Raw genomic sequence first — 21,627 nt, forward strand, 5'->3', positions numbered from 1 at the left:
CGCAGACCCGTCAACACAACTCGCGGCTGAGCGCTGACGGGGGCACGCACGGCGCCTCCTGCAGGTCCACCCGCCGAGCGGCGCATTCGCCGCACACGACGTAGACCACCAGGCCCGCGGACGTTCGGTGACTCGACTCCACGCGCCACCCGTGCTCATGCTCGAGCACCGGGGCGAGGAGCGGGGCTGGGAGCGGAGCGGAGCGGTCTATGGCCTGGTCTCGACTGTTCATAGGAACACCATGATGTAATGCCCTTATGCATCTCAACCCTTACGGAGAGTATGCGGTGCTGCTCGCCGCGTCACTGGCTAATGAGTGGCCCGCGGATCGCGCCGGCATCGAGGAACGGACCCGCCAGTTTGGCATGACCATGGCCTTTCCCGTGGCGCCCGGCGATCATGAGGCCACCCGCGGCGTGATTGACGCCTGGCTCGAGGTCGTCGACGCCGCGGATGACCCAACCCGGGCGCGGCTCCTCAATGCGCAGCTGGCGGCGGCGACGGCGTATCCGCGGCTCACCGATCACGACGGCGAGGGCTGGCACCTGCACTACCGCGACCAGAACCAGGCCCTGCCCCACGTGCTCCGCGCCGTCATCGGCGTCGGCACGGCCCTGCACCTCACCACGCGCGGCATGCACCGCTTGGCCCGGTGCGCCGCGGGGCCGGCCGCGTCGGATGAGTGCACCAACGTCGTCGTGGACGTCACCCGCAACGGCCGGCAACGGTACTGTTCGGTGCGCTGCGCCAATCGCGCAGCCGTCCGCCGGCACCGGGCGCACCAGCGCTAACGTGAGCCCCGGCCCCGTGGATCAGCCGAGCAGGCCGTCAAGGACGCGGACGACGCCGGCGCTGGCGTTGGTGCCGGCCGTGTTCCGCGCCGCCGCGAGCACGTCCGGGTGGGCGTTGTCCATCGCGTAGGCGTGCTCAGCACGCGCGAGCATGCCGAGGTCATTGAGGTAGTCGCCAAACGCCACCGTCTCCGCGGGCGTGACCCCCAGCTCTGCCTGCAGGTGGGCCAGCGCGTGGCCCTTGTCCACGTCGGGGCGCATGATGTCCGCCCACTTCGGCCCGGACACCACCAGCCGGTGCCCCGCAGCAATGCCGGTCAACTCGTCCTCGAGGCGAGCGGCATCCTCCTCGAGATCGCACACCGCAATCTTCAGGAAATCGTCCTGGACCGCCAGCAGGTCCTCCACCGGCTCGAGTGCCGCGTAGTAGTGCCGTGCCTGCTCCCGGAAGTGCGCATCCTGCCGCTCGATGTAGGCGGACCGCTTGCCGCACAGCACCACGCCCAGATTCTCGCGCGCAGCCACCTCCCGCAAGGCCGCCAGCATGTCCCGCACGGCCGCCGCCTCGAGGGTGCGGGAAAACAGCTCGGTGCCGTCGTGGGTGAGTAGCGCCCCATTCTCAGCAATGATGTGCAGGGGACCGCGCCCGGCGAAGTCCCGACTCAAGGCGGCGTGCTGCCGGCCCGAGGCCGGCACAAACGTGATGCCCTGAGCACGCATACGCTCCAGGAGGGGCCAAAACGCGGCCGGCACCGTGCCGTCGTCGTGCAGCAACGTGCCGTCCATGTCGGTGACGACCAGCCTGATGCCCGCCACTACATGCCGCCTTCGGAAGCCATGTTGGAAAAGCGCGAGTAGTGGCCCTGGAAGGCGACCACGATCGTCTTGGTGGGGCCGTTACGGTGCTTGGCCACGATCACGTCCGCCTCGCCGGCCCGAGGGGACTCCTTGTCATAGATGTCTTCACGGTGGAGCAGGATGACCATGTCGGCGTCCTGCTCAATCGAACCGGACTCACGCAGGTCAGACACCATGGGCTTCTTGTCTGTGCGCTGCTCGGAGCCACGGTTCAGCTGCGAGAGCGCGATCACCGGGACCTCCAGCTCCTTGGCGAGGAGCTTGAGCGCACGCGAGAACTCGGAGACCTCCTGCTGGCGAGATTCGACGCGCTTGCCCGAGCTCATCAGCTGCAGGTAGTCGAGCACCACGAGCTTGAGGTCATTCTTTTGCTTCAGCCGACGGCACTTGGCCCGGATCTCCATCAGGGACATATTCGGCGAATCATCAATGTACAGCGGGGCGTCGTTGAGCCGCCCCATGGTGGTGGCAATTTTGCCCCACTGCTCATCCTTCACCGTGCCCTTACGCAGATCTTGCAGGCCAATCGAGGCCTCCGCGGAGAGCAAGCGCATCGCGATTTCATTCCGCCCCATTTCGAGGGAGAAGAAGACGGTGGTCATGTTGTTCTTGATGGCCGCCGAGCGGGCGAAGTCCAGCGCGAACGTGGACTTGCCGACCGCCGGACGCGCGGCAATCACGACCATCTGGCCGCCCTGCAAGCCCTGGGTCAGCTCGTCGAGCTCATAGAATCCGGTGGGTACGCCGATGATGCCCTCGCCGCGGCTGCCGGCGGACTCGATCTCATCGACGGTGCCCTCGATGATGTCCCGCAGCGGGACGTAGTCCTCGCCGCCGCGGCGCTCCGCGACGGTCATGACCTCCGCCTGCGCGGTGTTGACGATGTCCTCCACCTCGCCGTCTTGCGAGTAGCCGAGCTGGACGATCTTGGTGCCGGCATCGACGAGGCGGCGCAGCACCGCGCGCTCGGCGACGATCTCCGCATAGAAGCCCGCGTTGGCCGCCGTCGGGACGGACTGAATCAGGGTGTGCAAATACGCGGGGCCGCCGACGCGGGAAATGTCTCCGCGCTTGGTCAGCAAGTCCGCGACGGTGACCGCGTCCGCGGGTTCTCCACGGCCGTAGAGGTCAATGATGGCCTCATAGACCAGCTCATGGGACGGGCGATAGAAGTCCGGGCCGCGCAGGACTTCCACGCAATCGGCGATGGCGTCTTTGGAGAGCATCATGCCGCCGAGCACCGACTGCTCGGCGACGATGTCCTGCGGCGGGGTCCGCCCAGCGTCCGCGGAGTGCTCCTCGATCTCGCTGTGGGTCAGTGTCACCAAAGGTCCTTTCGCCGGCGCCGACGTTTGCCTCAATGATCCACCCGGCAGGGCACAAAATAGGTACGCGTTCGCGCGCGAGGCTGCTTGAACTGTAGGCCCCCTCAGCCCCCACGCCAAGGGAGTTATCCACAGGGGCTGTGGGTAAACGCGCCCAACCTGTGCACAGCGTGGGGACGACCCTGTGGACAGCGGATTATTTTCTCTCCTAAATACATTCTGACTAGTACTTTCATGTGTGTACAGGTGTGGATTCACACATTTTTGTCCCCAACCTTCAGCCTTCACTGAGGGTTGAAGGCCCGGAGAGGACACCCGGGTGTTGAAAACCAGCCCCACTTATCCACAGCTTGGCCCGGGTTACCCACAGACACGCCCGAACCCCGCGCACATGCTCCTCAAGGGTGATGCGCTCCGGGGACAAGCGCCGTAGATTAGTCACTAGGCACCGCGCGGATCGGCTCGGTGCGGCTTCGTCACGCGGGACTAGGAGGCACCAAGTGTTCGGTATTTCGGTCACGGAGGCACTGATCTTCCTCCTCGTCGTCGCGGCGATTGTCGCCGGACTGTGGTGGATCTTTAGCTCCCGGCCCCACTCCGGGCTCAGCGAAGAGGAACAGTACATTCAGCAGCTGAATCGCCAAGTCGAGGAGCAGCGGCGGCAGGACGAGCAGCGCGCGGAGCAGATTCGTCAAGAGAGCCAGCAGCGCTTGCCGCACTCGTCCTCCGCGACTCCCTCCGCGACACCGCAGGACCCCACCTCACCGCCGGCGGAGAACGGAATTCCGCAGGACCCCACGGCACCGCCCCTCGGCGAACCCATCGTCAAGCGCCTCACGGGGTCTCCCCGGTGGTGAAGCGCGCAGCGGCACCGGTCATGCAGCCGACCGACGTCGACCCCCGCGAGTTCATCGCGTCCGTCGAGAACGCGCGGCGCCGCGAGGACGCCTCCGTGCTCGTGGAGCTCCTGGAGGAGATCAGCGGCCACCCCGCTCAGATGTGGGGGCCGTCCATCATCGGATTCGGCAGCTATCACTACCGCTACGCGTCAGGCCACGAAGGCGACGCCCCGGCCCTCGGGTTCTCCCCGCGCAAGGCTCACCTCGTGATCTACGCGATTAACGACACGGAAGAATCCGCTGCAGCCCTTGCGGACCTCGGAAAGTACAAGCGCAGTACGGCCTGCCTTTACGTGAACAAGCTGGCGGACATCGACCCCGACGCGCTGCGCCGGTACCTCGTGGAGAGCTACCGTCACGTCATGGACGCGATGCACCGCCCGGACCCTGATAGCGGAACCACGGAGCGCGCCCGACGCGACTGACCGGCCGCGGGGCCACTGATTTAGTGGGCGAACGCCGGCTCGGCCAGGGTGGTAAAGCCCGAGTTGTGGAACAACAAGGGCCGCGCCTGGCTGGGGTGTGTGGAGTGCCCGTGCACCCGCAAGAGCACCACGTAGTGATCCCCCGCCTCGATCTGCTGCTCAACGCTGGTCTCCAACCAGAGGGAGGCGTCGCGGAGGAACAGGGACCCGGCGTCGTTGGTCTCGAGGGCGAGCCCAGCAAAGCGATCCCCGTCCCGCGAGGCGATCTGCTGGCAGACCCCCTGATGCTCGCTCGCGAGGATGGACACGCCAATTCGGCTGGCTTCGCTGACGATCGGCCAGGTCCGCGACGTCTTTTGGACGGCGAACATCACCAGTGGCGGGTCTAGGGACACCCCCACGGTGAAGGAGGAGGCCACGATCCCCTGCGGTCGGCCGTCGATCACGGCACAGAGCGCGGCAATACCGGAGGGGTGCTGGGCAAAAGCGTGCCGAAGGGCCAGCGGGGAAAGATCATCGGAAAGAACGGACGCGTGCGCAGTCATGCTCACCACCTGTCGTGCGGTACTTGCCCGACCGGTTTTCCGGTGGGCCGAATCGTCACCTGGAGCACCCCACTACCGAGGAGAGGGTTGCCGTTCAACGAGCCAGGGCTTTACGTTGAATCTCTTGATTCAGTCCCCACGTTACGGTCCGTGGCGCACCGTGGCCAAGGCGGGCCGCAATATTTCGCAAGGTTGCCACCGCCCCAGGGGCCACCAACGCCGAGGGGCGCGCCGTCGTCGTCCGTTAAACGCGTGAGGCCCCACCCACTCGGGGCGGGGCCTCACGGCCGAAGTCCGGGAGCGGCTATCGCCGCGGCCAGTTACTTCTTCTTGGCAGCCGGGACGACCTGCAGCGCGATGGTTGCGGAAACGTCCTCGTGCAGACGCACGGTGGCCTCGTAGTTGCCGGTGGCCTTGATGTGCTCCGGCAGCTCGACCATGCGCTTGTCGATGGAGCCGAGCCCCGCGGCCTCAACGGCCTGCGCGACGTCGGCGCCCTTGACGGTGCCGAACAGACGACCGGAGTCGCCCGTCTTCACCTGCACCTTGACCGGCTTGGAAGCCAGCTTGGCGGCAACCGCCTTGGCCTCTTCCAGCGAGGCAACGGCGCGGGCAGCGCGGGCGGCCTTGATGGACTCGACCTGCTTCTCGCCACCCTTGCTCCAGGTCACGGCGAAGCCGCGCGGCAGAAGGTAGTTACGTGCGTAACCGTTCTTCACCTCGACGATGTCGCCAGCGGTACCGAGACCGGTCACTTCGTGGGTCAGAATGAGCTTAGCCATAGTTGTTGTCCCCTTCCCTTAGCCGCGGCCAGCGCCGGAGTAAGGCAGCAGGGCCACCTCACGGGCGTTCTTGATGGCCTGCGCAATCTTGCGCTGCTCCTGCACGGACACGCCGGTCACGCGACGAGCACGGATCTTGCCGCGATCAGAGATGAACTTACGCAGCAGGGCGACGTCCTTGTAGTCGATGACAGTGATGTCAGCGGCCTTCAAGGGGTTGGACTTTGGTTTGGGCTTGCGAATATCAGCCTTAGCCATCGTGGAGCTCCTTAGTGTGTGGAGCCCGCAGAGTGTTCTGCGGGATGGTGAATAGAAATAGGTTTAGAAAGGCGGTTCGTCGTTCCCAGCGCCCCAACCGCCACCGTTGTTACCACCGGTGGAGGGAGTGGACCAGGGATCGTCGGCCGGGGCGCCCCAGCCGCCACCGGCGTTGCCGCCGGACTGCTGCTGCGGTGCGGCGTTGCCGCCGCCAAAACCGGCATTTCCGCCGCCGAAGCCGCCTGCGGGAGCACCGCCGCCGAAGCCACCCTGATTGCCTCCACCGCCATTGCGCTGGGTGCGGGTGACCTTAGCGGAGGCGTAACGCAGGGAGGGGCCGATCTCGTCGACATCCAGCTCCATGACGGTGCGCCGTTCGCCTTCCTTGGTGTCGAACGAACGCGACTTGAGCCGACCTTGGGCCACAACACGCATGCCCTTGGTCAGCGTCTCGGCGACATTCTCGGCAGCGTCGCGCCACACCGAGGAGCGCAGGAACAGCGTTTCGCCGTCCTTCCACTCGTTGGTCTGGCGGTCGAACGTCCGCGGGGTGGAAGCGATGGTGAAGTTGGCCACCGCAGCGCCCGACGGGGTGAAACGCAATTCCGGGTCACCGGTGAGATTACCGATGACCGTAATGACTGTCTCGCCTGCCATGACTGTCTCCTGACGTGTCGGTTCGTTCGATTACTCGAGCAATTCCCGCAGGGGAATTACTTGGCGGAAACCTTCTGATCCTCCGGGCGGATGATCTTGGTGCGCAGGATCGTCTCATTCAGAGACAGCTGGCGATCAAGCTCGGCAGAGGTTGCCGGGGTGGCGGTGAAGTTGACCACGGCGTAGATCGCCTCGGACTTCTTCTGGATCTCGTAGGCCAGACGACGGCGGCCCCAGATGTCAACGTTTTCGATGGTCCCGCCATCGTTGCGGACAACGTCCAGGAACTTGCCGAGCGTCGGCTCGACGGTACGCTCGTCGACCTCTGGGTCGATCAGCACCATGAGTTCGTAAGCACGCATGTGAACCCACCTCCTTTGGGCTAAACGGTCACGGTCTCTCCGTAACAGGAGGTTCTTTGCGTTGGTTGCCGGCCCACCCGCTTTTCGGGCAGGGGTGTAGACAACCTCATCTATCCTACCCGATAGCACGCCCGGGCCCTGACGGACCCGGGCGTGCTCTCCAACACGAGGAAATGAGGGGCGGACGACGGCGCAACGGCCGCCGCCCGCCGGACGTCTCGGCGCTCTTAGGCGACTGGCAGGTTCAGCTCCTGGCCCACGAGGATCAGGTTCGGATCGTCGATCGCCTCCTGGTTCACTGCGTAGATTGCGCGCCAGTCATCGATGCCGTGCTCTTCGGCGATGACGGCCAGAGTGTCACCGGAGGCCACCGTGTGGTCTTCACCGGAATCCTCGGCGGCGACGGCGGCAACGTCCTGACCGATGCCCTGTGAGCCGGCCTGCGGGGCTGGCTCAGCCGGGGCCTGCTGCGCGGGCTCCTCCGCCACTGGCGCTTCGGCCTGCGTTTCGGCTGGGGCGGCCTGCGCCTCAACCTCGGTGGTGGTCTCGGTTTCGGGGGCCGGCTCAGCGTCGGCGGTGCCGGAGAGGCCAAGCTCCGCGGAGCAGGCCGGCCAGGCGCCCCAGCCCTGCGTGGCCAGCACGTTCTCCGCGATGGCGATCTGCTGGGACTTCGAGGCGTCGGCCGGGTTGCCGGAGCCGCCGAAGGCCTCCCACGTGCTCATGCTGAACTGCAGGCCGCCGTAGTAGCCGTTGCCGGTGTTGATGGACCAATCGCCACCCGACTCACACTCGGCGAGCGCCTCCCAGGTGGAGGTCGAGGCGGCGTTGGCCGGGGCTGCGGCCAGGGAGGCCGCGCCCGCGATCGCGACGACGGCGGCCGAACCGGCCAGCCCGCGGCGCATGTACTTCTTCGTGTCCTGCTGCTTGGTCATGAGATCTCCTGAAGTCGTGGTCACTAGCGCGATCACGACAGGTTGTTACCAAATCGTGACTTAATCACGGTAAGGCAACGCCCGGGGAGCCGGGCAAGCCAGATCGTCCGTTCACAGCGATTCCTGAGCACTTCGGCAGGCCCGGCATAGCCCACGCATAGGCCACACAAGCCGCGCGAGGAGCCCCAAATCGCCGTCGATTCGGCGCAAGCAGATGGTCGGATGCAGCGATGCGGCAGCATGAGTTGTCCGGGCCGCACAGGTGGTCCAGTTGCTGCGAATCTGAGCGGGTTAGCTCGCGAACAACCGCACGCCCACCCTGGCCAGCCGCCACGGGTCCGCCACGCCGCACATCTCCCGCGCGGAATGCATCGACAGGAGCGGAATGCCGACGTCGAGCGTGCGGATACCCAGGCGGGTGGCGGTCAGCGGGCCGATCGTGGAGCCGCACGGCATCATGTTGTTGGAGACGAACTCTTGGTACGGCACCTCCGCCTCGGCGCAGAGCCGGGACCACAGGGCCGCGCCCACGCCGTCGGTGGCGTAGCGCTGATTCGCGTTGATCTTCAGCAGCGGGCCAGCGCCGAGCAGCGGCTGGTTGGCCGGGTCATGCCGCTCCGGGTAGTTCGGATGAATCGAGTGGCCCGCGTCCGCGGAAACGCACACCGAGTCCGCGTAGGCGCGGTAGCGATCCGAATCGCTGGCCCCGAACGCGTTGCCGATCCGCTCGAGGACCTCTTGCAGGAACGGCCCCGAGGCCCCGGAACGGGATCCGGAACCGATCTCCTCGTGATCGAACGCCGTCAGCATGGCGATGTGCTCGCCCCCGCCGGCGCGGGCATGCTCCACCAGCGCCACCACGGAGGCGTGCATCGAGGAGAGGTTATCCAGGCGGCCGGAGGCGAAGAACGCGCCGTCCTGCCCGAACTCGGCCGCCGGCTGAGCGTCCGCCACCACGACGTCGTACCCACCGATCTGTGCCGCCTCCACGCCAGCGGCGTCGGCCAGCACGCCCAGCAGGTCCTCTTGGCTCGGCACGCCGGTCCCCCACACCGGGTTCATGTGGCGCTGCTTATCCAGGGTCAGGCCATCGTTGACCTGCCGGTCGAGGTGGATGGCCAACTGCGGAAAGCGCAACAGCGGATCGGTACGGGTCAGCACCTCGGTGCCGTCAGTCAGCACCAGCCGCCCGGCCAACAGCAGCTCGCGGTCCAGCCACGAGTTCAGCAGCGGGCCGCCATAGACCTCGACGCCGGCCTGCAGCCACCCGTGCGCACCAATGGTCGGCTTGGGCTTGAGTTTGAACGACGGCGAATCGGTGTGCGAGCCCAGCAGGTGAAAGCCCGTGCGCGGGCCCGCCCCCTCCGGGACCACCCACGCGATGATCGCGCCGTCGCGCACCACGTAGTAGCCACCCGGTTCACGACCGAACTCGTCCACCTCGTCGAGCCCGGTAAAGCCGGCCTCGCTCAGCCGGCGCGCCGCCTCGGCGGCCGCGTGGTAACTCGACGGCGACGCGGCCACAAACGCCCCCAAGTCGCGGGCGTGCTCGCGCGCTGCATCGCTAATGTCCCGTGCGGCACTCAGGGTGCTCTGCTCTGCCAAGGTGACCTCCGTCGTCGTGCTCGTTCATGTTTTCAACGCTTGCTTCAGTTTCCTCAGGACACGATGTTAGCCCTGCCGGTACCTCGCGTACCCCATCAGGAGCAGGCCGGCCACGACGGCGCCCCACCCCAGCACCGGCCACCCGGGCACCGCAAGGATGAAGGCTCCCGCCACTAACAGCAGGACCGCGAGCATGAACCAGGGGCTGCGCAGGAACTCGATGTTCATTAGTAGTCCAGCCCCTGCGTGGGGACCACCAGGCCGGTCTCGTACGCGTAGACGACGGCCTGCACGCGGTCCCGCAGGTGCAACTTGGTCAGGATGCGGCGCACGTGAGTCTTGACCGTGGCCTCGGAGAGGAAGAACTTGTGCGCAATTTCCGCATTGGACAGCCCCTCGGCCAGCACGGTCAACACCTCCCGCTCGCGCGCCGTGAGGTCCTGCAACAACGGATCCTCCGGCGGAGCCTCCGCGGGCTCGGGAGCCTGGGCCGACGCACCGGCTCCCGGCGCCACCCGCACGTACGTTTCCAGCAGCCGCTGGGTCACGCGCGGCGCCACGACGGCGTCACCGCTGGCCACCACCCGGACGGCCTGGACCAGTTCGGCCGGCGCCACGTCCTTCAGCAGGAAGGCGGACGCGCCGGCTCGCAACCCGTCGAAGGCGTACTCGTCCACATCAAAGGTGGTGAGAATAATGACGCGGGTCTCTGGATGCTCGGCGACGATCCGCCGGGTCGCCTCGATGCCGTCCAGCCGGGGCATCCGAACGTCCATCAGCACGACGTCGGGTGCGTGCTCGGCCACGGCGGCGATCGCCTCGAGCCCGTCCGAGGCCTCGGCGACCACCTCCAGGCCCTCCTCGGCCTCCAGAATCAGCGAGAATCCGACGCGCAGCAGCGGCTGGTCGTCCACCAATAACACGCGCGTCATGACTCCCGCGCCCCTCTCGTTTCTTCGGTTCCCGGCTCCTGACGCGGCCGTCCGCCGCGTGGATCGGCGCCGCCTGGCTCGGGGCAAGTCTCCGCATTCACGGCCAGGCGCGCGTCCACCGTCCAGCCACCCTGCTCCCCCGGACCGGCCGTCACGTCTCCATCGTAGATCGCCACCCGTTCGGCAATGCCGCGCAAGCCTGCGCCGGCACCCACTTGCGGGCGGGCCTCACCGGAGCGTCCGTCGTCGTGCACCCTCACCCGAACCGCGTCGGCGGTCACGGTGCATTCCACCGTCACCGCCGTCACGTCACGCCCATAGCGCAACACGTTGGTGAGGGATTCCTGAATGATCCGGTACACGGTCAACCGCAGGCCGGGATCCTCCGGCAATGGATGCCCGGAATGGGTGTAGCTCAGGGGCAGGCCCGCGGCCCGAAACCCTTCCAGGAGCTCGGGAATGGACGAATGGGCCGGTTGTGGATGCAGCGGTGCCCCGGAGTCATCCCGCAAGACGCCGATGACCCGGCGCATGTCCCGCAGCGCCGTCCGGCCGGTCGCTGAGAGCTCACCGAGGACCCCGCGGGCGCGGTCGGGGCTCTTCTCCATCACGACGCCGGCCCCGTCGGAGAGGGCAATCATCACGGACAGGGAGTGCGCGACGACGTCGTGCATTTCCCGGGCAATGCGGTTCCGTTCCGCCGTTTGGGCCAGGCGGGAGACGCGCAGGCCCCAGTTGGCCAACTCCGCCTGGTGCAGGCGATTGGCGCGCACGACGGCGCCGATGCCCGTCGCGAGCAGGTTCGCGGCCAGCAGGAGCACCGCAACGCCGATCAGAATGGGGGCCTCACTGCGGCCGATGACAATCCCGTCGTGCGGCTCATGGGGCGTGCCCTGCAGGTGCGGGATGACCCAGAGGGCCATCATGAGGACCTGGCCGGCGCTGATCAGGACGGCCAGAGCGATCATGCGGCGGGCGGCATACTTGGTGCCGGCCGTATACAGCGCAAACCACAGGCCGATGCTGATCACCCCGTGGAACGGGTCCACCACCATGAACACCAAGGTCGTGGCGGCGATGAAGGACAGCACTGCGAACGGGGCCCGGCGCCGGAACCAGAGGGCGATCCCGACGCAGCCGACCACGGCGAGTGGCCAGAGCGCGTGGCCGGGGGCCGCGGCGATCAGGCCCAGCGCGGTGACACACAGATAGAGGGCGACGACGAGCGCGTCGCCCACAGCGGGGCGGCGGTGGAGCAGACGGCGCACGGGGCCGCGGCGGCGCTCGGCCAGCTCGGCGAAGCTGACGCGTACCGATTCGGCGGTGCCCGTAGCCGGTCTGTTCTCCATAGTGTGAGCCTAAGGCGTCCGCCAGGGTAGCCGTTCGTTTCTACCCCGGCGGACGCGGTCTTAGAGGTCGCGCCAGCGCAGGACTGCGCCAGCGGCGACGAGCGGTGCCACCACCCAGGCGCCCAGCGTGAGCCAGGCCTGCCACACGGGCAGGGGCTCGGCCACGCCCATGGCCGCGGCGTCTTCTGCACTGAGGGCCGAGCTGGAGATCGCCGAGTAGGCGGCATCCGGCAAGTAGGCGGCCAGCGTGCTGAAGAAGTCGTTACCGATCATCATGAAGGCGATCGGCAGCACGAACAGCAGCGCCGCCAAGATCACGATGCCCCCGGCAGCATTGCGCAGCAGCATCCCTAACGCTAGCCCGATCAGGGCCGTTGCTACTAAATAGGCTACCGAAGCCCACAAGTCCTGTTGCGCAGCGGCGCCCAACAGGTCCAGCTCCATCGAGTAGTGTCCGGCGATCGGGGCGACGACGGCGGCGGACGCGGCGAACGCGATCAGCGCCGTGAGCGCGGAAACCACGCCGAGCACCACCACTTTGGCGAAGAACACGCTGAGTCGGCGTGGGACGGCGGTGAAGGTGGTGCGGGACATGCCGGTGCTGAACTCGGTGCTGCCCACCACCACGCCGAGGGCGCCGGTGATCAGCTGCGCGAACGCGACGCCCGAGTAGATGTGCGTCGTGGCGGAGATCTCCGGGGCACCGGCTTGGTCCACCATGTCCGCCATGAAGGCGCCGGACGCCCAGGCGGTCAGGGCCGCGAGGCCCACGGACAGGAGAATCACGCACAGCAGCAGCACGAGCGGTGCGGGAACGGTGAACAGCTTGATGACCTCGGAGCGGATGACGCGCAGCAGCGAGGTGGGGTGGGCCACGCCGCGGGCCGCGGCGCGATCCCGGCGGGGTGCTTCGGCGGTGGCGATCATTTCATCCCTCCGGAAACGTATTCAACCTCGGACTGGGTCAGCTCCATGTAGGCGTCCTCGAGGGACGTGTTCTGCGGGGTCAGCTCGTAGAGCAGAATCCGGTTCTCCAGCGCGGCGGCGGCGATCGCTCGCGGGTCGAGCCCGGTGACCTCCACCGTGTTCGGCGCGGTGGCCGTCGTCGTGACGCCCTCGGCGGCGATGACGCGCATGAGGGATTCGACGTCGTCCGTGCGCACGAGGGTGCGCTGCCCACCGCCGGCGAGGAACTCGTCGATGCCCGTATCCGCCAGGATGCGGCCGCGGCCGATGACGATCAGGTGGTGGGCGGTCTGCGCCATCTCGCTCATCAGGTGGGAGGAGAGGAAAACCGTCCGGCCCTCGGCAGCGAGGTGCCGGGCCAAATTGCGCACCCACAGCACGCCTTCGGGATCCAGCCCGTTGACGGGTTCGTCCAAGATGAGTGTCTGCGGGTCACCGAGCAGCGCGGCGGCGATGCCGAGGCGCTGGCCCATGCCGAGGGAGAACCCGCCGACCCGCTTGCGGGCCACTTGGGCCAGGCCGGTGAGTTCGATGACCTCGTCGACGCGCGTCGCGGCGACCGAATGGGTGGCGGCGATGGCCCGGAGGTGATTGCGGGCGCTGCGGGACTTGTGCACCCCCTTGGCCTCCAGCAGGGCCGCGGCCACAGCCAGCGGGGCAGGATGCTGACGCAAAGGTCGTCCCGCGACGGTGGCGGTGCCACTGGTAGGCCGGTCGAGGCCCATAATCATGCGCATCGTCGTCGATTTGCCGGCCCCGTTGGGCCCCAGGAAACCGGTAACCCGGCCCGGGTGCACGGTGAAGCTGACGTTGTCGACGGCGCGCTTGGAACCATAGTCCTTGGTGAGTGCGCTGACCTCGATCATGCCTCCAGCCTAGGGCGGGGCGCTGCCGGCGTCGCCGCTCTCCCGGATGATCTCTGGTCGCGCGCCTCTCAGCCCTAGGGATGAGGTTAGGCGCCCGGTGGGCGCTACGCGGCGTCCGCTAGGGCGCGCACGGCGGCCAGGTGGCCGGCCATGCCGTGGACGGCGGGGCCGGGCCACGCGGACGACGACGCGAGGTACGCGCCGCCGGCCGATGAACCGGAGGCGGTGCGCCGTAGCCGGTACGCCATGCCGCCCACGCCCGTCAGCCCTCCGGAGATGTCCCCGCCGATCAGGGCCGGATTACCCCTGACAAGTTCCCGGGGTGAGCGCACCCAAGCGCGGGTCACGGTGTCCGCGAAGCCCGGCGCCTGCCGCTCGATCTGGCGGGTGACGGCGCCGATCACGGCGTCCTCTCCACCGAGGTCCGTCAGGCCGGCTCCCGCGGGCACGTGCACGTACGCCCAGAGCACGTGGGTCCCGGCCGGCGCCCGCGTGGCGTCGAACTGGCTGGGCTGGCTGAGCAGGACGTAGGGGTTCGCCGGGTCGAAGCGGCGGGCGGCGGCTCGTTCGCTACGGCGCAGCGCGGCGGCGGGCCCGCCGAGGTGGACGGTTCCGGCGCGGGCCAGGCGGGGGTCGGCCCAGGGGATCGGCGCGTCGGTCGTCAGGTGCACGACGGCGCTGCCGGGACCGCGGGCCGGTGCCGGCGCACCGGCGAGCGCCTCGGGAGCCGCCGCCCACAGCACCACGGGCTCGGAAAGCTCGTGGGGATCGGTCACCTCCCGCCCCAGCTCGTACCAGCCGTCACCACAGAGGTCCTCGATCTGTGCCGCGAGCGCGGCGATGATGGCCCCGGATCCGCCCACCGGCACGGGCCACCCGTGGTGGGCCAGCGCGCTGAGGAACAGCCCCGCCACGGTCGCTGCGGGCGAGTATGAGCCACCGGGAATATGAGCCCGCACGCCCTCCAACGCGGCGGATACCTCTAACGGCATATGTGGCTGGTACGCAGCGGCCAGGGACCGCGCCAGCCGCAGCGCCGTCGTTCGCTCCTGCCACAGACAGGCGCCACGGGTGGCCAGCGGGTCGCCGAGGAAGAGCCGCCCGAGAGCGGGACCCTCAGCGGCCAGCGGACCCACGACGCGCGCATAGGCTCGAGCGGCCGCGGACTGGCGGCCGAGCGACTCGAGCGTGCGCTCGTAGTCCCGAAAAATCAGGACGGACGCGGCACCGCCGGACGGTCCGGCACCCAACGGGTGCGCGTAGGAAATCTCCGGGGTGACGAAGTCCACCGCGTCGGTGAGGCCCACTTGGCCGAAAAAGGGGGACACGGCCGCCGTGGGGTGCACCGCGGAGCCCAGATCGTGCAGGGCGCCGTCGACGCGCTGGGTCGCGCTGGCCCCGCCGAGGTGTGCGGCCGCCTCGTAGACGCGCACGCGCCACCCGGCGCGGGCGAGCGTCAGGGCGGCGGCCAGCCCATTGGGACCGGAACCGACGACGGCGGCGTCGGCCGTCACGACGCGTCCGCCGCCGGCGTCGTCACCTGACCCGCACCAGCTGGCCGGCGAGCGCTGGACCCCTGCCACCGGCGCGGCAGCACCCGTGCGCGCGCCGCGGCGATCCACGCCGCGTCCTCGGCGCCGGCGAACGGCCCACCGGTGGGATCGTCCTGACCGACCCGGCGGACGGGGTCCGCGGACGGCACCCACAGGCTATGGACCACGCGGCCCATGAGGTACAGCAGCGCGGCCATGTGCCCGAACACCGCCAAGACGTACGCGGCGGGGCCCACCGCGTGCTGCGCCTCCAGCCCTGCCGTGAGCTGATACAGGTACGCCCAGATGGCAAAGAAGTGCAGGGCCTCGATGAACTGCCACACCAGAAAATCCCGCCATCGCGGCCACGCCAGCGCCGCCAGCGGGATGAGCCACACCACGAACTGCGGCGAGTACACCTTGTTGCACAGGACGAACGAGGCGACGATCAGGAACACCAGTTGGACCATCCGGGGGCGCTGCGGGGCCACGACGCCCAGCAGCGCGATCACCACGCAACAGCCCAGGAACGCCAAGAACCCGGCCGAATTAATGGTCTCGGCGCTCATAGCCGGCGCACCGGTGGCGGAGGCAATGGTGTTCCAGGCGTGCCACACCGAGGACCAACCAGCCTCCCGCTCGCGGGTGAAGGTCCAGAACACCTTCCAGCCCTCAAAACTGATGAGCATGGCCGGAAGGTTCACGGCCAACCACGTGCCGGCCGCCGCGGCCGCGGTGATCCAGAAAACGCGTAGCTTGCCCGAGCGCACGGCCAGCACCAGCACCGCACCGAGGAACAGGACGGGGAAGAGCTTGGTGGCGGTCCCGAGCCCCACCATCACGCCAGCGAGGATCAGCCGGTGACGGGAAAAAGCCAACACGGCGCCGGAGAGCGCGGCGACGGCCCACAGGTCCCAGTTGATGGTGGAGGCCAGGATCATGCCCGGCGCCAGCGCCACCATGGCCGCGTCCCACGGGCGGCGCCCGGCCGAACGTGCCGTCATGATCACCACGGCGATCCACAGGGCCGCGATGAACAGCACGTTCAGGTCGAAGTAGGCCAGCGCCCGGTCGTACTCCCCCGGGACGATGGGCAACGAGGTCACGGAAGCGACGAAGGACATGAGCACGGGGTACTCGAAGTTCGCGTCCGCGGCGAACGGGGCGAAGGGATTCTCGGCGAATCCGCGGGCATGGAAGAGCGGCGGCAGGTCCGAATAACAGGCCCACATGTAGGCGTTGCTTCCGCTCCAGCCACCCACCCGGCACGCGTTCTTCGCGGCGACGGCCGCGAGCGCGCCGACAAGGGTCATGAGGATCAGCACGCGCTCGATCGTGAAGAAACCCGTCGGGGTGACGCCGGGCTCGGTGCGGCGTCCCAGTGGGCCGCCGATCACCTCGGTGAAGCGCCGCAGCAGCGGGTCATTGCGGGTCGGAACCGTCACCCTGCCCTGACCCTGGGATTCGCGGCGCTCCGTCATGCCTTCACCCTAGCCGCGCACGCTGCGGCGAGCGAGGTCGGCAGCGCCGATCAATCCGGCATCGGCCCCGAGCTGCGCCCGCACCACGGACGCATACGGCCGGTAGCCCCGACCGCTGAGGCTCGCCCGGTAGCGGGCATCAGCGGTGGCGATCAGCTCGTCCGACGCCGCGCCAAGGCCGCCGCCGATGACGAACGTCCCGGGGTCCAAGACGGCCGCCAAGTTGGCCAGGCCGAGCCCCAGCCAGCCACCCATCTCCACGATGAGGTCCCGGCAGGCCGGGTCCCCCGCGGCGGCGAGGCGAGTGACGAGTGCCCCGGTGACCTGCTCCGGGTCATCGCCGACGGCCTCGCGCAGCGCATAGGCCACCGGAGACTTCGCCGCCACCAGGGTGCGGCCTTCCCGGCCCAGGGCATTGCCGGAGGCATACTGCTCCCAGCAGCCCCGGTTACCGCACGCGCAACGGTGCCCCTCGGGGACGATGGTTTGGTGGCCAAACTCCCCGGCCACGCCGAACCGGCCGCGCCGCAGCTCACCGTTAATGACGATTGCCCCGCCGATGCCGGTCCCCAGGGTCAGCAACACCAAGTGGCTCTCGCCGCGCGCGGCGCCGAACCGGTGCTCGGCAATCGCGGCCGCGTCGGCGTCGTTGGTCAAGATCACGGGCCGATCGAGCGTGCGTTCGAGGCGCTCCTGCAGCGGCTCGTTGCGCCAGGCCAGGTGCGGGCTGAACAGGACTTCCGTGCCTTCGGCGTTCATCCAGCCGGCCGCTCCCACACCAACGGGCGCGTCGGCGGCGTCGTGGCCCACCTCAGCCACGACGGCGGCGACGGCGGCCTCCACGGCGGCCGGATCGTGCCGCGGCGTCTGATGCTTTGCGGCGGCCACGATGCGCCCCTGAGCGTCCACAAGCCCTGCGGCGATCTTCGTGCCGCCGATGTCGATGCCGATGGCAAACTCTGGTGACGTACCGCTCATGGGAATCACTCTAGCCCGGGCGGGAATACGCAGCCGACCATGTCACTTAGACTCTAAGGAGTTTTGCCGCGCGCCCGCCGGGTGGGCGGCCGCTTCGATGTGAAGTCGAAGCGGGAGTCTGATGTTCTAGGAGTCACGTTGTCAGGTAACCCCATTCGGGTCGCAATCGTCGGTGTCGGGAACTGCGCCACGTCGCTGGTTCAAGGCGTCGAGTACTACAAAGACGCCGCGGCAGACGCCTCCGTGCCCGGCCTGATGCACGTCCAGTTCGGTGATTACCACGTGAACGACGTCCAGTTTGTGGCGGCCTTCGACGTCGACGAAAAGAAGGTGGGTCAGGATCTCTCCGACGCGATCCTCGCCTCGGAGAACAACACCATCAAGATCGCTGAAGTCCCCGCCACGGGCGTGACCGTCCAGCGCGGCCCCACCCTGGACGGATTGGGCAAGTACTACAGCGAGACCATCACGGAGTCCGCTGCGGAGCCGGTCGACGTCGTGCAGGCCCTGAAGGACGCCGAGGTCGACGTCCTGGTCTGCTACCTTCCGGTTGGTTCGGAAGAGGCGGCGCTGTTCTACGCGCAGGCCGCGATCGACGCCGGTGTGGCGTTCGTGAATGCGCTGCCCGTGTTCATCGCCGGCACCAAGGAGTGGGCGGACAAGTTCACCGCGGCCGGCGTCCCGATCGTCGGCGACGACATCAAGAGCCAGATCGGCGCCACCATCACCCACCGCGTGATGGCCAAGCTGTTCGAGGACCGCGGCGTCACCCTGGACCGCACCTACCAGCTGAACGTCGGCGGCAACATGGACTTCAAGAACATGCTGGAGCGCGAGCGCCTCGAGTCCAAGAAGGTCTCCAAGACCCAGGCCGTCACGTCCAACCTGAAGGGCGAGCTGGCCGACAAGCTGGACGACCGCAATGTCCACATCGGCCCGTCCGACTTCGTGTCCTGGCTGGATGACCGCAAGTGGGCGTTCGTGCGCCTCGAGGGCCGCAACTTCGGCGACGCCCCGGTCTCGCTGGAGTACAAGCTGGAGGTGTGGGATTCGCCCAACTCGGCCGGCGTCATCATCGACGCGGTGCGCGCGGCGAAGATCGCGAAGGACCGCGGCATCGGCGGCCCGATCCTCTCCGCCTCGAGCTACTTCATGAAGTCCCCGCCCGAGCAGTACGACGACGACACCGCGCACGCGGCCGTCGAGGCCTTCATCCGCGGCGACGTCGAGCGCTAAACAACACCGGGCGCTCAACGACACGGAGCGCTCAGCCGCTCCCCCACCGCGCCGGAGGCCGGAGTCCCCACAGGGGGCTCCGGCCTCCGTGGTCTCCGCGGGCGACTGGCCCTGACCGCCCGCTTAGAACAACCCGGTCACCGTGCCGTCGTCGTGCACGCCCATGTGCTCGGCCGCCGGCCGGGCGGGCAGCCCGGGCATCGTCATGACGGTGCCGGTGAGCGCCACGATGAAACCGGCACCGGTTTTGGGCACCAGCTCACGCACCCGCACGGTGAAGCCGCTTGGCGCGCCGAGCAGCGTGGGGTCATCACTGAACGAGTACTGCGTCTTCGCCACGCACACCGGCAGCTTCTCCCATCCGTGCTCGCGCAGGCGCTCAAGCTGGCGTCGGGCCTCGGCCGAGAACTCCACGCCCGCACCGCCGTAGACCCGCCGCACCAGCGCGTCCAGCTGCTCTTCGACGTCGGCTCCCTCCGGGTAGACGGGCGTGTACGACGGCGCCGCGTCCAGTAGTTCTGTCACGTGCCGGGCTAAGGCGGCACCACCGGCGGCACCCTCGGCGTGGACGGTGGTCACGGCGCACCTCACGCCCTGAGAGGCGCAATAGTCCTCGACGACAGCGAGTTCCTCCTCCGTGTCCGTACCGAACCGGTTCAAGGCCACCACCGGCTGGTAGCCGTAGCGGCGCACGTTCTCAAGGTGCCGGGCGAGGTTCGTCAGCCCGGTGCGCACCGCACCCGGATCGTCAGCACCGACGGCGTCCACCGCGATCCCGCCGTGCATTTTCAGCGCCCGCACTGTCGCGACGACCACCACTGCAGCGGGGGCGCAGTCGCCGGCGCGGGCCTTGATGTCCAAGAACTTCTCGGCGCCGAGGTCCGCACCGAAGCCCGCTTCCGTGACCACGACGTCGGCGAGACGCCGGGCTGTGGTGGTGGCGACGAGCGAGTTGCAGCCGTGGGCGATGTTGCCGAACGGTCCCCCATGCACCAGCGCCGGCGTGCCGGCCAGGGTCTGGACGAGGTTAGGTTTGAAGGCTTCCTGCAGCAGTACGGCCATGGCTCCGTCCGCCCCGAGGTCGCCGGCAGTGATGGCCCGCCCGTCACGGGCAAAGCCGATCGTCATCCGCGCCAAGCGCGCCGCCAGGTCGGCCCGATCGACGGCGAGGCACAGAATCGCCATGACCTCGCTGGCCGCAGTGATGTCGAACCCCGTGGACCGGCCGTCCCCACTCTCCAACCGGATTCGCCGCAGCGCGCGGTCATTGACGTCCAGCACGCGCCGCAGGGAGATGCTCTCCGGGTCCACGTCGAGCGCGTTGCCGTGGTGCAGGTGGTTGTCCACCATGGCCGCCAGCAGATTGTGCGCGCTGGTGATGGCGTGGAAGTCGCCCGTGAAATGCAGGTTGATGCTGATCATCGGCACCACTTGAGCGTGCCCGCCACCGGTGGCGCCGCCCTTCATGCCGAAGACCGGGCCGAGGGACGGCTCGCGCAGCGCGATCATAGTCCGGTGCCCGGCGGCGGCCAGCGCGTCGCCGAGCCCCACGGTCACCGTGGATTTTCCCTCGCCGGCCGGCGTCGGGGACATGGCGGTGACGAGGACGACGGCGCCGGGTGGGGCCTCGCGGCTGACCCGATCCACGTCGATCTTGGCCTGATAGCGTCCGTACGGTTCCAGAGCGTCAGCCGCAAGGCCTGCGTCGGCGGCAATCTGAACGATGGGCTGTAGCGCGGTCGCGGCGGCGATGCTCGCGTCATCGAGAGCTTCAGTGTTCACAGCGCTGACGCTACCAATCCTCCGCGCCGAGCGGCAGAGCCTCCCAGCGAACCGGATGGGCCCGAGCGGGGACACGCGGAGACTTCACGCCACGTTCTTCCATCCGTTAACGGGTGGGCGTAGATTTTTCTCACCAAAGCCAGAGGGGAGCGTGCGTGGAGACCGTCAGTGGCGGCATCGTCGTGGTACACGCCGTGGCGGCATTATTCGTCTTGGTACTGGGCCCGGTGCAGTTCATTCGCCGGCCCAAGGACCGGGTGCACCGCTACCTGGGCCGTGCGTGGCTCGGCGCCATGGTGGTGACGTGCGTGAGCAGTTTCGGCATCATGCCCGGCGGATTCAGCTGGCTGCATGGGCTCAGCCTCTTCACGTTGGCCTCTGTCAGCACGGGCTGGGTGATGGCCCGCAAGAAGCAGTGGAGCACTCACGCGGGGTGCATGATCGGCGCGTACGTGGGGACGGCCATCGCGTTTGTCTTCGCGGCGGCCGTCCCCACGCGCACCATTCAGGTCACGCTCGCCAGCGCGCCAGGCCTCGTGGTGGCGATCGTCGGGGGCGTCGTGACCCTGGCGGCGGGGGCGTTCCTTGCCGTGCGGCAGGTGGTGGAACGCTCCGCCGTGCAGGCGGACGACTAAGGGTGCGCCCGGATTAGCGGACGCGGAAGTACATTTCCCGTGGAACGTTGGCATCACGGCGTTGCATGGCCTGGAGCCGGATGGCCTCACGGTTGTACTGGGACTGGGTGATCTGCTGAGAACCCTTTTTGGGGTGTTTGCGGCTCATTAGAGCTTCACCTCCTCTCGCTCCAACAGCGCATCGACAGCGTCAATGCGGGGGCGCTTGGTGGTCCGGGGCGCAATCGCGTCGGGACCGGTGAAGTAGAACTCCGCGCCGTCGCCAGCGGTTTGGGCGACGAGGAGTCGGGTGGACTGGGGCGAGTACTTCGCGGACATCGCTGCTCTTCCTGATGGTGTGCCTGGGATACTGAGCCCCCGGCCGAGCAGCGGTGCGGTTCTTCGCTAGCTGAGGCTGCTCCGGAGGCGGGTGGGTGCAAACGCACGGCGAA

Annotated in this window: 26 protein-coding genes and 1 riboswitch; of the genes, 5 read left to right on the forward strand and 21 right to left on the reverse strand. The window is 68.2% G+C overall.

All coding sequences use genetic code 11. The features are described from left to right. Positions 1–10 precede the first annotated feature (10 nt). Complete coding sequence (locus IW252_RS07190) at positions 11–232, reverse strand: hypothetical protein (protein ID WP_231365941.1); 222 nt, start codon at positions 230–232, stop codon at positions 11–13. A 25-nt stretch (positions 233–257) separates the two neighbouring features. Between IW252_RS07190 and IW252_RS07195 the strand changes: the two genes are divergently transcribed. Beyond that, the gene (locus IW252_RS07195) at positions 258–791 is read left to right on the forward strand and encodes a CGNR zinc finger domain-containing protein (RefSeq protein WP_196835938.1); all 534 of its coding nucleotides are present in this window, start codon (positions 258–260) and stop codon (positions 789–791) included. Positions 792–812: 21 nt separating this feature from the next. On the opposite strand, the gene IW252_RS07200 is transcribed toward IW252_RS07195, so the two are convergent. Further along, positions 813–1,607 carry an HAD family hydrolase gene (locus tag IW252_RS07200; RefSeq protein ID WP_331271476.1) on the reverse strand — a complete coding sequence of 265 codons (795 nt, stop codon included), beginning with the start codon at positions 1,605–1,607 and terminating at the stop codon, positions 813–815. After that, positions 1,607–2,974 (reverse strand): replicative DNA helicase, encoded by a 1,368-nt coding sequence (gene dnaB, locus IW252_RS07205; protein WP_196835939.1) that lies wholly within the window; start codon positions 2,972–2,974, stop codon positions 1,607–1,609. The genes IW252_RS07200 and dnaB overlap by 1 nt, the downstream gene beginning before the upstream one ends. Positions 2,975–3,474: 500 nt before the next feature. On the opposite strand from dnaB, the gene IW252_RS07210 reads away from it, so the two are divergent. Together IW252_RS07210 and IW252_RS07215 are read left to right on the forward strand one after the other, a co-directional pair. Further along, positions 3,475–3,831 carry a hypothetical protein gene (locus IW252_RS07210; RefSeq protein ID WP_196835940.1) on the forward strand — a complete coding sequence of 119 codons (357 nt, stop codon included), beginning with the start codon at positions 3,475–3,477 and terminating at the stop codon, positions 3,829–3,831. After that, entirely contained in the window at positions 3,825–4,298 is a 474-nt protein-coding gene (locus IW252_RS07215; RefSeq protein ID WP_331271477.1) for a DUF1801 domain-containing protein, read from the forward strand. Before IW252_RS07210 ends, IW252_RS07215 begins: the two co-directional genes overlap by 7 nt. 20 nt (positions 4,299–4,318) lie before the next feature. Here the strand turns inward: IW252_RS07215 and IW252_RS07220 are convergent, their stop codons facing one another. The 15 genes from IW252_RS07220 to IW252_RS07290 form a co-directional block, all read right to left on the reverse strand. Beyond that, a complete protein-coding gene (locus tag IW252_RS07220) occupies positions 4,319–4,843 on the reverse strand; it encodes a flavin reductase family protein (protein WP_196835941.1) in 525 nt (174 codons plus the stop codon). Positions 4,844–4,857: 14 nt separating this feature from the next. Then, positions 4,858–4,973: riboswitch (SAM riboswitch) on the reverse strand. A 190-nt stretch (positions 4,974–5,163) separates the two neighbouring features. Further along, positions 5,164–5,625, reverse strand: coding sequence for a 50S ribosomal protein L9 (rplI, locus tag IW252_RS07225; RefSeq protein ID WP_196835942.1), 462 nt, complete (start codon positions 5,623–5,625; stop codon positions 5,164–5,166). Between the two features lie 18 nt (positions 5,626–5,643). Next, positions 5,644–5,883, reverse strand: a complete 240-nt coding sequence (gene rpsR, locus IW252_RS07230) for a 30S ribosomal protein S18 (RefSeq protein ID WP_102158601.1) — start codon at positions 5,881–5,883, stop codon at positions 5,644–5,646. Between the two features lie 63 nt (positions 5,884–5,946). Continuing rightward, the gene (locus tag IW252_RS07235) at positions 5,947–6,540 is read right to left on the reverse strand and encodes a single-stranded DNA-binding protein (RefSeq protein WP_196835943.1); all 594 of its coding nucleotides are present in this window, start codon (positions 6,538–6,540) and stop codon (positions 5,947–5,949) included. 56 nt (positions 6,541–6,596) lie between these two features. After that, positions 6,597–6,902 (reverse strand): 30S ribosomal protein S6, encoded by a 306-nt coding sequence (rpsF, locus tag IW252_RS07240; RefSeq protein ID WP_196835944.1) that lies wholly within the window; start codon positions 6,900–6,902, stop codon positions 6,597–6,599. A 227-nt stretch (positions 6,903–7,129) separates the two neighbouring features. Continuing rightward, the gene (locus IW252_RS07245) at positions 7,130–7,834 is read right to left on the reverse strand and encodes a transglycosylase family protein (RefSeq protein WP_196835945.1); all 705 of its coding nucleotides are present in this window, start codon (positions 7,832–7,834) and stop codon (positions 7,130–7,132) included. 291 nt (positions 7,835–8,125) lie between these two features. Further along, a complete protein-coding gene (locus IW252_RS07250; RefSeq protein ID WP_231365942.1) occupies positions 8,126–9,439 on the reverse strand; it encodes a M18 family aminopeptidase in 1,314 nt (437 codons plus the stop codon). 66 nt (positions 9,440–9,505) lie between these two features. After that, complete coding sequence (locus tag IW252_RS07255) at positions 9,506–9,667, reverse strand: hypothetical protein (RefSeq protein ID WP_196835946.1); 162 nt, start codon at positions 9,665–9,667, stop codon at positions 9,506–9,508. Continuing rightward, on the reverse strand, positions 9,667–10,371 hold the full coding sequence (locus tag IW252_RS07260; protein ID WP_196835947.1) for a response regulator: 705 nt from the start codon (positions 10,369–10,371) through the stop codon (positions 9,667–9,669). The genes IW252_RS07255 and IW252_RS07260 overlap by 1 nt, the downstream gene beginning before the upstream one ends. Next, a complete protein-coding gene (locus IW252_RS07265; RefSeq protein WP_196835948.1) occupies positions 10,368–11,720 on the reverse strand; it encodes a sensor histidine kinase in 1,353 nt (450 codons plus the stop codon). Before IW252_RS07265 ends, IW252_RS07260 begins: the two co-directional genes overlap by 4 nt. 60 nt (positions 11,721–11,780) lie before the next feature. Continuing rightward, on the reverse strand, positions 11,781–12,647 hold the full coding sequence (locus tag IW252_RS07270; protein ID WP_196835949.1) for an ABC transporter permease: 867 nt from the start codon (positions 12,645–12,647) through the stop codon (positions 11,781–11,783). After that, positions 12,644–13,552, reverse strand: coding sequence for an ABC transporter ATP-binding protein (locus IW252_RS07275; protein WP_196835950.1), 909 nt, complete (start codon positions 13,550–13,552; stop codon positions 12,644–12,646). Before IW252_RS07275 ends, IW252_RS07270 begins: the two co-directional genes overlap by 4 nt. A gap of 104 nt (positions 13,553–13,656) precedes the next feature. Beyond that, complete coding sequence (locus IW252_RS07280; protein ID WP_196835951.1) at positions 13,657–15,174, reverse strand: phytoene desaturase family protein; 1,518 nt, start codon at positions 15,172–15,174, stop codon at positions 13,657–13,659. Continuing rightward, positions 15,063–16,565, reverse strand: a complete 1,503-nt coding sequence (locus tag IW252_RS07285) for a glycosyltransferase family 87 protein (protein ID WP_196835952.1) — start codon at positions 16,563–16,565, stop codon at positions 15,063–15,065. The genes IW252_RS07280 and IW252_RS07285 overlap by 112 nt, the downstream gene beginning before the upstream one ends. 9 nt (positions 16,566–16,574) lie before the next feature. Beyond that, positions 16,575–17,543: an ROK family protein gene (locus IW252_RS07290; protein ID WP_196835953.1), complete on the reverse strand. Its 969-nt coding sequence runs from the start codon at positions 17,541–17,543 to the stop codon at positions 16,575–16,577. 138 nt (positions 17,544–17,681) lie between these two features. Here IW252_RS07290 and IW252_RS07295 point away from each other — a divergent pair, with 138 nt between their 5' ends. Then, positions 17,682–18,779, forward strand: a complete 1,098-nt coding sequence (locus IW252_RS07295; protein WP_196835954.1) for an inositol-3-phosphate synthase — start codon at positions 17,682–17,684, stop codon at positions 18,777–18,779. 123 nt (positions 18,780–18,902) lie between these two features. Here the strand turns inward: IW252_RS07295 and IW252_RS07300 are convergent, their stop codons facing one another. After that, the gene (locus IW252_RS07300; RefSeq protein WP_196835955.1) at positions 18,903–20,561 is read right to left on the reverse strand and encodes a formate--tetrahydrofolate ligase; all 1,659 of its coding nucleotides are present in this window, start codon (positions 20,559–20,561) and stop codon (positions 18,903–18,905) included. Between the two features lie 155 nt (positions 20,562–20,716). Here IW252_RS07300 and IW252_RS07305 point away from each other — a divergent pair, with 155 nt between their 5' ends. Further along, positions 20,717–21,196, forward strand: coding sequence for a DUF2306 domain-containing protein (locus IW252_RS07305; protein ID WP_196835956.1), 480 nt, complete (start codon positions 20,717–20,719; stop codon positions 21,194–21,196). 13 nt (positions 21,197–21,209) lie between these two features. Here the strand turns inward: IW252_RS07305 and IW252_RS13655 are convergent, their stop codons facing one another. Then, a complete protein-coding gene (locus tag IW252_RS13655) occupies positions 21,210–21,344 on the reverse strand; it encodes a hypothetical protein (protein ID WP_269211940.1) in 135 nt (44 codons plus the stop codon). Then, positions 21,344–21,514: a hypothetical protein gene (locus IW252_RS07310; RefSeq protein ID WP_196835957.1), complete on the reverse strand. Its 171-nt coding sequence runs from the start codon at positions 21,512–21,514 to the stop codon at positions 21,344–21,346. Before IW252_RS07310 ends, IW252_RS13655 begins: the two co-directional genes overlap by 1 nt. Positions 21,515–21,627: the final 113 nt, after the last annotated feature.

The sequence above is a fragment of the Zhihengliuella flava genome (assembly GCF_015751895.1).
Taxonomy (GTDB): domain Bacteria; phylum Actinomycetota; class Actinomycetes; order Actinomycetales; family Micrococcaceae; genus Zhihengliuella; species Zhihengliuella flava.

What these genes read in the sequence shown, in the direction of transcription:
- IW252_RS07190 (WP_231365941.1), bottom strand. Translation starts at nt 232, where the DNA reads ATGAACAGTCGAGACCAGGCCATAGACCGCTCCGCTCCGCTCCCAGCC.
- IW252_RS07270 (WP_196835949.1), bottom strand. Translation starts at nt 12,647, where the DNA reads ATGATCGCCACCGCCGAAGCACCCCGCCGGGATCGCGCCGCGGCCCGC.
- IW252_RS07255 (WP_196835946.1), bottom strand. Translation starts at nt 9,667, where the DNA reads ATGAACATCGAGTTCCTGCGCAGCCCCTGGTTCATGCTCGCGGTCCTG.
- IW252_RS07265 (WP_196835948.1), bottom strand. Translation starts at nt 11,720, where the DNA reads ATGGAGAACAGACCGGCTACGGGCACCGCCGAATCGGTACGCGTCAGC.
- rpsR (WP_102158601.1), bottom strand. Translation starts at nt 5,883, where the DNA reads ATGGCTAAGGCTGATATTCGCAAGCCCAAACCAAAGTCCAACCCCTTG.
- IW252_RS07245 (WP_196835945.1), bottom strand. Translation starts at nt 7,834, where the DNA reads ATGACCAAGCAGCAGGACACGAAGAAGTACATGCGCCGCGGGCTGGCC.
- IW252_RS07195 (WP_196835938.1), top strand. Translation starts at nt 258, where the DNA reads ATGCATCTCAACCCTTACGGAGAGTATGCGGTGCTGCTCGCCGCGTCA.
- IW252_RS07310 (WP_196835957.1), bottom strand. Translation starts at nt 21,514, where the DNA reads ATGTCCGCGAAGTACTCGCCCCAGTCCACCCGACTCCTCGTCGCCCAA.
- rplI (WP_196835942.1), bottom strand. Translation starts at nt 5,625, where the DNA reads ATGGCTAAGCTCATTCTGACCCACGAAGTGACCGGTCTCGGTACCGCT.
- IW252_RS13655 (WP_269211940.1), bottom strand. Translation starts at nt 21,344, where the DNA reads ATGAGCCGCAAACACCCCAAAAAGGGTTCTCAGCAGATCACCCAGTCC.
- IW252_RS07260 (WP_196835947.1), bottom strand. Translation starts at nt 10,371, where the DNA reads ATGACGCGCGTGTTATTGGTGGACGACCAGCCGCTGCTGCGCGTCGGA.
- IW252_RS07290 (WP_196835953.1), bottom strand. Translation starts at nt 17,543, where the DNA reads ATGAGCGGTACGTCACCAGAGTTTGCCATCGGCATCGACATCGGCGGC.
- IW252_RS07220 (WP_196835941.1), bottom strand. Translation starts at nt 4,843, where the DNA reads ATGACTGCGCACGCGTCCGTTCTTTCCGATGATCTTTCCCCGCTGGCC.
- IW252_RS07275 (WP_196835950.1), bottom strand. Translation starts at nt 13,552, where the DNA reads ATGATCGAGGTCAGCGCACTCACCAAGGACTATGGTTCCAAGCGCGCC.
- IW252_RS07235 (WP_196835943.1), bottom strand. Translation starts at nt 6,540, where the DNA reads ATGGCAGGCGAGACAGTCATTACGGTCATCGGTAATCTCACCGGTGAC.
- IW252_RS07285 (WP_196835952.1), bottom strand. Translation starts at nt 16,565, where the DNA reads ATGACGGAGCGCCGCGAATCCCAGGGTCAGGGCAGGGTGACGGTTCCG.
- rpsF (WP_196835944.1), bottom strand. Translation starts at nt 6,902, where the DNA reads ATGCGTGCTTACGAACTCATGGTGCTGATCGACCCAGAGGTCGACGAG.